The sequence below is a fragment of the Stenotrophomonas sp. YIM B13575 genome (genome assembly GCF_042787595.1).
Taxonomy (GTDB): domain Bacteria; phylum Pseudomonadota; class Gammaproteobacteria; order Xanthomonadales; family Xanthomonadaceae; genus Stenotrophomonas; species Stenotrophomonas lactitubi_B.
Map to the genome: position 1 here is coordinate 1 of NZ_JBHZOP010000154.1, position 6,521 is coordinate 6,521.

Sequence of the window (6,521 nt, forward strand, 5' to 3'; positions counted from 1 at the left end):
GTCCTGTAGAGCCGAGCCCGTGCTCGGCTGCTCTTCACAACGCAGCCGAGCATGGGCTCGGCTCTACAGAAAAGCGACAGCCACGGCATGGGCCCGGCTACAGAAAGCGGGCACCCAGGCCCACGCGATAGAATGAGCGCCACTGATTTCTGCGGAGTAACGCCCATGCCTTCCTTCGACGTTGTGTCCGAAGTCGACACCCACGAACTGACCAATGCGCTCGACCAGGCCAACCGCGAGCTTGCCACCCGCTTCGACTTCAAGGGCGTGGACGCCAGGTTCGAGCGCGACGGTGAAGTGATCACCCAGTCCGCGCCGAGCGAGTTCCAGCTCAAGCAGATGAACGACATCCTGCGCGCACGCCTGGCCGCCCGCAGCATCGACGTGCTCAGCCTGGAATATGGCGACGTGGAAACCAACCTGGCGCAGGCCCGGCAGAAGATCACCGTCAAGCAGGGCATCGAGCAGAAGATCGCCAAGAAGATCGCTGCGGCGCTGAAGGAAGCCAAGCTGAAGGTGGAAACCCAGATCAACGGCGACAAGCTGCGGGTGATGGGCAAGAAGCGCGACGACCTGCAGGACGCCATCGCCGTGCTGAAGGCCGGCAAGTTCGAACTGCCGCTGCAGTTCAACAACTTCCGCGATTGATCGACGCCTGGGTGTAGCGCCGGCCCCGGTTGCCGGCCTCACTCGCGCAGCAGTCTGTACAGCGTTGTCCGCGAGATTCCGAGCTGGCGTGCAGCGAGGCTGAGGTTGCCGTCCGCGGCACGTGCGGCGCGTCGCGCTGCATCGCGCTGCTGGTCACGCAGTGGCGTCGCCTGCACGGGCGCCGCGGCCATGGCCGGCGAGCGCGTCCGTGCGGCGCGCGGTGCCTGCAGATGCTGCAGATGGACCGCGCTGCCTTCGCCCAACCGCACCCGATGCGCAGGACCAGGCTGCAGCAGTCGGCGTCGCTGTGCGGTGCTGGCGCCGGCAAACACCGTTTCCAGCGAGAGCAACGGCAGCGGCCCGCGCCGTGGCAGGCCAAGCAGACGCCGGGCGACGCGGTTGGCGGCAAGCAACTGGCCATCTTCCTGCACCGCCAGCAGGCCCTGCAGCGGTGACGCCAGCCAGCGCGGATCATGCTGCACCGCCAGCAGATGCACATCGCTGAGCGTGTGCATCAAGCGGTTCTCGATGGCCAGCGCTGCCTGCCGGAAATAACCCTGCAGCAATGCCGGATCGCGTTCCCCCAACCCGGTGATGTCGATCGCACCGCAGACCTGCCCCTGCAGGTCATGCAGCGGCTCACTCAGGCAGAACACGGGGGCGAACCGCTGCAGATAGTGTTCGTTGCCGCGTACCAGGGCGGGCAGGTCGTCGGCCAGGCTGACCGCAGGCGCGGTGGTGCCGATCTCGGCCTCGCCCAGCCGCCGCCCCACCTGGATCGGCCGCAGCAGCGGCGCATCTTCCAGGCCATGGGCGCGATGCACGATCACCATGCCCTCGCGGTTGGCGCAGAACATCGTCCACCCACGCGCTCCGAACGCGGACCACAACTGCTCCAGCTCGGGCTGCACGCAACGCGCCAGGCGGCGGTCATCGCGGGACTCCAAGCGGTGTCCGTTGCCCTGCAACGGCGGGTAATACGGCTCCTGGCCGGGGCGCACACCGGCCGCATGCGAGCGTTGCCAGGACTGCTGCAACGGCAAGGGCAGCATCGCCAGCGACTGCACGTCGCCCTCGGCGAAGGCGGCACGCGCCGCCACCAATTGCTGTTGCCCGACTGTCGTGGCCATCATGCACGCAGCGTACACCCACACACGCCACGCCCGCGTTACGTGCCAACAACGGAGCGTTTCCATTTCCGTCAGGCGTTCATCCACGCATGGCGTGGATCTACTGGGAGCAAAAAGCGGCCACCCCAGTGCCGCACCATGACGCGGAAGTACGTTTCAGTTTCCGTCAGGCGTTCATCCACGCATGGCGTGGATCTACTTCCACGACGCGCCATGCCGAGAAAGTGCGTTTCCGTCTCCGTCAGGCATTCATGTGTCGACCAAGGTCGACACCTACCAACAGCAGCGGAGATCTGTCGAAGGCGGGATGGGTCCGGTTGCGGGGGTGTCCGCGGCATGGATGCCGCGGCCAAGCTTACAGGGACGTACTTGCAGCGTCCCCCGCCACCGGACCCACCCCGCCATCCCACGGAATGCCCGCTTTTGCCGTTGACGTTGATTCGGCGGGTGCAGGGCGCAGCCCTGCAAACCCTCCCCACCCTCACCTCACACCGCGATCCGCAGAATCGGCTTCAGCGTGATGCCCCGCGTACTGTCCTCGGCCGCCTGGTTGATCTGCTCCAGCGGATAGAACTTCACCAGCCGGTCGAACGGGAAGCGCCCCTGCTGGTACAGCGTCACCAGCTGCGGAATGAACACCTGCGGCACACTGTCGCCCTCGACGATGCCACGGATGCTGCGGCCACCCAGCAGCAGGTTGTTCACATCGAAGCTGGCGGTCGTGCCCAATTTCGGCGCACCGACCACGCCCATCATGCCCAGCCCGGCCAAGGCTTCGATGCCGGCCGACAACACCTCCGGACGACCGGTGGATTCCAGCGCGAAATCAGCACCGCCACCGGTGATCGCACGCACGGCCTCGATCACGTCGGTCTCGCGGCTGTTGACCACGTGGGTGGCGCCCAGCTCCATGGCCAGCTGCAACCGCGAGGGCACCACGTCGATGGCGATGATGGTGGTGGCACCGGCGACCTTGGCCGCCATCACTGCGCTCAGGCCGACCGCTCCTGCACCATAGCTGGCGAAGCTGCTGCCCGATCGCACCTGCAGCGAATTGAGCACCGCACCGGCACCAGTCTGGATGCCGCAGCCCAGTGGCCCGAGCAGCTCCAGCGGCGCATCCTCAGGCACCTTGATCGCGTTGATCTCGCGCGCCAACGCAAACGTGGCAAACGACGACTGTGCAAAGAAGTGATCGTGCAGCGGCTGGCCCTGTGCATCGGTGATGGCGGTATGGCCGTGGCCATCGTCGCCACCGAAGTTCAGCGCGAAGAAATCGCGACAGTACGCACCATGTCCACCCCGGCAGGGATTGCAGTGGCCGCACTGGCCGTAGGTCAGCACCACGTGGTCGCCGGCCTTCAGCTCACGCACGTTGGGGCCGACCGCCTCGACGATGCCTGCGCCTTCATGACCCAGCACCGCCGGCAGCGGCACCGGGTAGTACTGGTCACGCACGATCAGGTCGGTGTGGCACAGGCCGGTCGCCACGATCTTCACCAGCACTTCGTCGTCCTGCGGGCCGCGCAGGCGCGCCTGCTCGATGACGAAGGGCTGTTCCTTGCCGCGCACCACGGCGGCGGTGATGTCACGCGATCCACTGTTGCTGCTCATCGTTGCGTTCTCCTCGATCAGATGGGATAGGCCGGGGCTTCGCCCTTGACCGTCATCCATTGCCACTGGGTGAATTCCTCCACGTTGGCCGGGCCGCCGATGCTGGTGCCGTTGCCGGACGCGCCGACCCCGCCGAAAGGATTGATGACCTCATCGTTCACGGTCTGGTCGTTGATGTGCAGCAGGCCGGTACGCAGGCGCTCGCCCAGCGTCAGCGCGCGGCCGACATTGCGGGAGACGATCGCCATCGACAGGCCGTACTCGCTGTCATTGGCCAGGCGCACGGCTTCGTCGTCGTCATCGAACGGCACCACCACCGCCACCGGCGCGAAGATCTCTTCGTTGAAGGCCGGATTGTCGGCGCTGACGTTGCCGAGCACGGTCGGTGCGAAGAACAGATCCTGATGGGTGCCGCCGGTTTCGAGGGACGCACCCGCCTTCACCGCGTCGGCGACCACGCGCGCCGCATGGTCGCGCTGCGCGGCATTGATCAATGGCCCCAGCGCCACGTCCTCGCGTGCCGGGTCGCCCACCTTCAGCGAGTTGGCCTTGGCCACCAGCTTCCGCAGGAACGCGTCGTGGATCTTCCGATGCACCAGCACGCGGCCGGTCGCCATGCAGATCTGGCCCTGGTGCAGGTACACGCCCCACGCGGTGTTGGCCACGGCCAGATCGAGATCGGCATCGTCGAGGATGATCAACGCGTTCTTGCCACCCAGCTCCAGCGACACTTTTTTCAGGTGCTTGCCGGCGGCTTCGCCGACCTTGCGTCCCGCCGCCGTCGAGCCGGTGAACTGGATCATCGCCACATGCGGATCACTGGTCAGCGCGGCACCCGCGGCACCGTCGCCGGGCAACATGTGCAGCACACCCTGCGGAAGACCGGCCTGCTCGAACAAGCGTGCGATCACCGCACCACCGCACACCGCCGTGCGCGGGTCGGGCTTGAGCACCACGGCATTGCCGAGAGCGATGGCCGGGGCCACCGCGCGCATCGCCAGGTACAGCGGGAAATTGAACGGTGAGATCACCCCCACCACACCCAGCGGACGGCGCCGCGCCAGGTTCAGTCGCCCGGGCTCGGACGGCAGGATCTCACCCACGCTGCGCGAGGGCAGTGCAGCGGCCTCATGCAGCGCCTTGATGGTCACTTTGGCCTCGAATCCGGCCTTCAGGCGCGTGGAGCCGCTTTCGCGGACCAGCCAGTCGACCAGCGTATCGATGTTGTCTTCGGCCAGGCGCGCAGCCCTGCGCAGCACCTCGGCGCGCTGTTCGTACGGCGCCGCCGCCCATGCCTGTTGTGCCTGCGCCGCAGCGGCTGCAGAGCGCGCGACCTGCGCCGCGTCGGCCAGGCCGATCTCACCAAGCGACTGCCCGGTGGCGGGCTCGATCACCGGCTGGCGCCGCGCGGCAGCGCTCCATTGGCCGTCGAAGAAGGCGCCCGACCAGAGTGCGTCCGGCAGCCATGGGGAAGATGCAGTCATGTGAAGTCCTCCTGTGTCGTGCCGCCATTGCACGCCTGGCCGGCAGCGTCGGCAATCGGCCATTGGCGTGATATCGGCAAGGGATTGAATCGATGGGAATTTCCAGCATCGCCGTTGTCCAGTTCCTGCACAGTGAACAACGCCCCCGTACCAGCGCGCCTACAATGACCACCCACGCCAGCCGATGCGCCCGCCATGACCGACACCCCCCTGCCCACCGATGACCCGATCGCCGCCACCCGCCTGTGGCTGGAGCGCATCGTCATCGGCCTGAACCTGTGCCCGTTCGCCAAGGCGGTGTACGTGAAGGACCAGGTCCGCATCGTGCTGAGCGACGCGACCACACCGGAAGCCCTGGTGGAAGAACTGGCCGAAGAACTGGTGCTGCTGCGCGACACGCCGGCCGAGCAGATCGATACCACCCTGATCGTGCACCCGCAGGTGCTGACCGACTTCCTCGACTACAACGACTTCCTCGACAACGCCGATGCGGCGATCGAGGCGCTGGACCTGCAGGGCATCCTGCAGGTGGCCAGCTTCCATCCGGACTACCAGTTCGATGGCGTCGCCGCCGATGACGCCAGCAACTACACCAACCGCGCGCCCTTCCCCACCCTGCACCTGCTGCGCGAAGACAGCGTGGCACGCGCGGTGGATGTCTACCCGGACCCGGATGTGATCGTCGAGCGCAACATCCAGACGCTGGACCGGATCGGTGTCGAGGGCTGGCACCGTCGCCTGCGTGGCGAAGACCTGTCATGAGCGCAGTGCCGCCGATTGCCACCTGGCCGGTTGCGCCACTGCACGGCAGGGTCGTGCTGGTCACCGGCGGTGCCAATGGCATCGGCCGTGGCATCGCCCAGGCGGTGCTCGGGGCCGGCGGCCGGGTGCTGATCGGCGATCTGGATGTGGAGGCGGGCCAGGCCTGCCTCGCCGAATGGCAGCGCGGCGATGATGCCGCGTTCCAGCGGTTGGACATCACCGACGAAAGCAGCGTGCGCGACTTCATCGCGGTGGCCCTGCAACGCTTCGGCCGCATCGACGGCCTGGTCAACAATGCCGGCATCGCCGGGCCGCACGGCACCCTGCTGCAGGACATGGAGTGGGATGAGTGGGAGCGCCGGCTATCGTCGCTGCATGGTGCGTTCCTGTGCAGCAAGCATGCACTGCCGGCGCTGTCGGCCAGTGGCGCCGGCGCGATCATCAACATCGCCTCGACGCGCGCCTGGCAGTCCGAACCGCACAGCGAAGCCTACGCAGCGGCCAAGGGTGGCCTGGTGGCCTTCACCCATGCGCTGGCGATCAGTGCCGGACCGGCGGTGCGGGTGAACAGCATCAGCCCCGGCTGGATCAGCACCGACGCCTGGCAGGCACCATCGCGCCGGCACGAGCCGCAGTATTCGGCCAGCGACCATGCCCAGCATCCGGTGGGTCGGGTCGGGCAACCGGAGGATATCGGCGCGCTGGCGGTGTACCTGCTGTCCTCGTTGTCCGGATTCAGCACCGGCCAGGATTTCATCGTCGACGGCGGCATGACCCGGAAGATGATCTACGCCGAGTGAAAGCGGGACGCCCCGGTAGCGCCGGGCCATGCCCGGCGGCTTTCCTACGCCGCGCTACGTGCTCGCCGGGCATGGCCCGGCGC

6 protein-coding genes are annotated in these 6,521 nt (G+C 67.1%); 3 read left to right on the forward strand and 3 right to left on the reverse strand.

The window, feature by feature from the left end:
* Nucleotides 1–165: 165 nt before the first annotated feature.
* The gene (locus ACFX4F_RS19465) at nt 166–648 is read left to right on the forward strand and encodes a YajQ family cyclic di-GMP-binding protein (protein WP_099820599.1); all 483 of its coding nucleotides are present in this window, start codon (nt 166–168) and stop codon (nt 646–648) included.
* Nucleotides 649–686: 38 nt separating this feature from the next.
* On the opposite strand, the gene ACFX4F_RS19470 is transcribed toward ACFX4F_RS19465, so the two are convergent.
* The 3 genes from ACFX4F_RS19470 to ACFX4F_RS19480 form a co-directional block, all read right to left on the reverse strand.
* Complete coding sequence (locus ACFX4F_RS19470; protein ID WP_243380192.1) at nt 687–1,778, reverse strand: helix-turn-helix domain-containing protein; 1,092 nt, start codon at nt 1,776–1,778, stop codon at nt 687–689.
* Nucleotides 1,779–2,264: 486 nt separating this feature from the next.
* Complete coding sequence (locus ACFX4F_RS19475) at nt 2,265–3,392, reverse strand: NAD(P)-dependent alcohol dehydrogenase (RefSeq protein WP_380657943.1); 1,128 nt, start codon at nt 3,390–3,392, stop codon at nt 2,265–2,267.
* Nucleotides 3,393–3,409: 17 nt separating this feature from the next.
* Nucleotides 3,410–4,876 (reverse strand): benzaldehyde dehydrogenase, encoded by a 1,467-nt coding sequence (locus ACFX4F_RS19480; protein WP_380657945.1) that lies wholly within the window; start codon nt 4,874–4,876, stop codon nt 3,410–3,412.
* 195 nt (nt 4,877–5,071) lie between these two features.
* Between ACFX4F_RS19480 and ACFX4F_RS19485 the strand changes: the two genes are divergently transcribed.
* Together ACFX4F_RS19485 and ACFX4F_RS19490 are read left to right on the forward strand one after the other, a co-directional pair.
* Entirely contained in the window at nt 5,072–5,638 is a 567-nt protein-coding gene (locus ACFX4F_RS19485; RefSeq protein ID WP_099820594.1) for a DUF1415 domain-containing protein, read from the forward strand.
* The gene (locus ACFX4F_RS19490; RefSeq protein ID WP_380657947.1) at nt 5,635–6,438 is read left to right on the forward strand and encodes an SDR family oxidoreductase; all 804 of its coding nucleotides are present in this window, start codon (nt 5,635–5,637) and stop codon (nt 6,436–6,438) included. Before ACFX4F_RS19485 ends, ACFX4F_RS19490 begins: the two co-directional genes overlap by 4 nt.
* Nucleotides 6,439–6,521 lie beyond the last annotated feature (83 nt).

Coding starts and splice junctions, on each gene's coding strand:
- ACFX4F_RS19465 (WP_099820599.1), top strand. CDS start 166: ATGCCTTCCTTCGACGTTGTGTCCGAAGTCGACACCCACGAACTGACC.
- ACFX4F_RS19470 (WP_243380192.1), bottom strand. CDS start 1,778: ATGGCCACGACAGTCGGGCAACAGCAATTGGTGGCGGCGCGTGCCGCC.
- ACFX4F_RS19475 (WP_380657943.1), bottom strand. CDS start 3,392: ATGAGCAGCAACAGTGGATCGCGTGACATCACCGCCGCCGTGGTGCGC.
- ACFX4F_RS19480 (WP_380657945.1), bottom strand. CDS start 4,876: ATGACTGCATCTTCCCCATGGCTGCCGGACGCACTCTGGTCGGGCGCC.
- ACFX4F_RS19485 (WP_099820594.1), top strand. CDS start 5,072: ATGACCGACACCCCCCTGCCCACCGATGACCCGATCGCCGCCACCCGC.
- ACFX4F_RS19490 (WP_380657947.1), top strand. CDS start 5,635: ATGAGCGCAGTGCCGCCGATTGCCACCTGGCCGGTTGCGCCACTGCAC.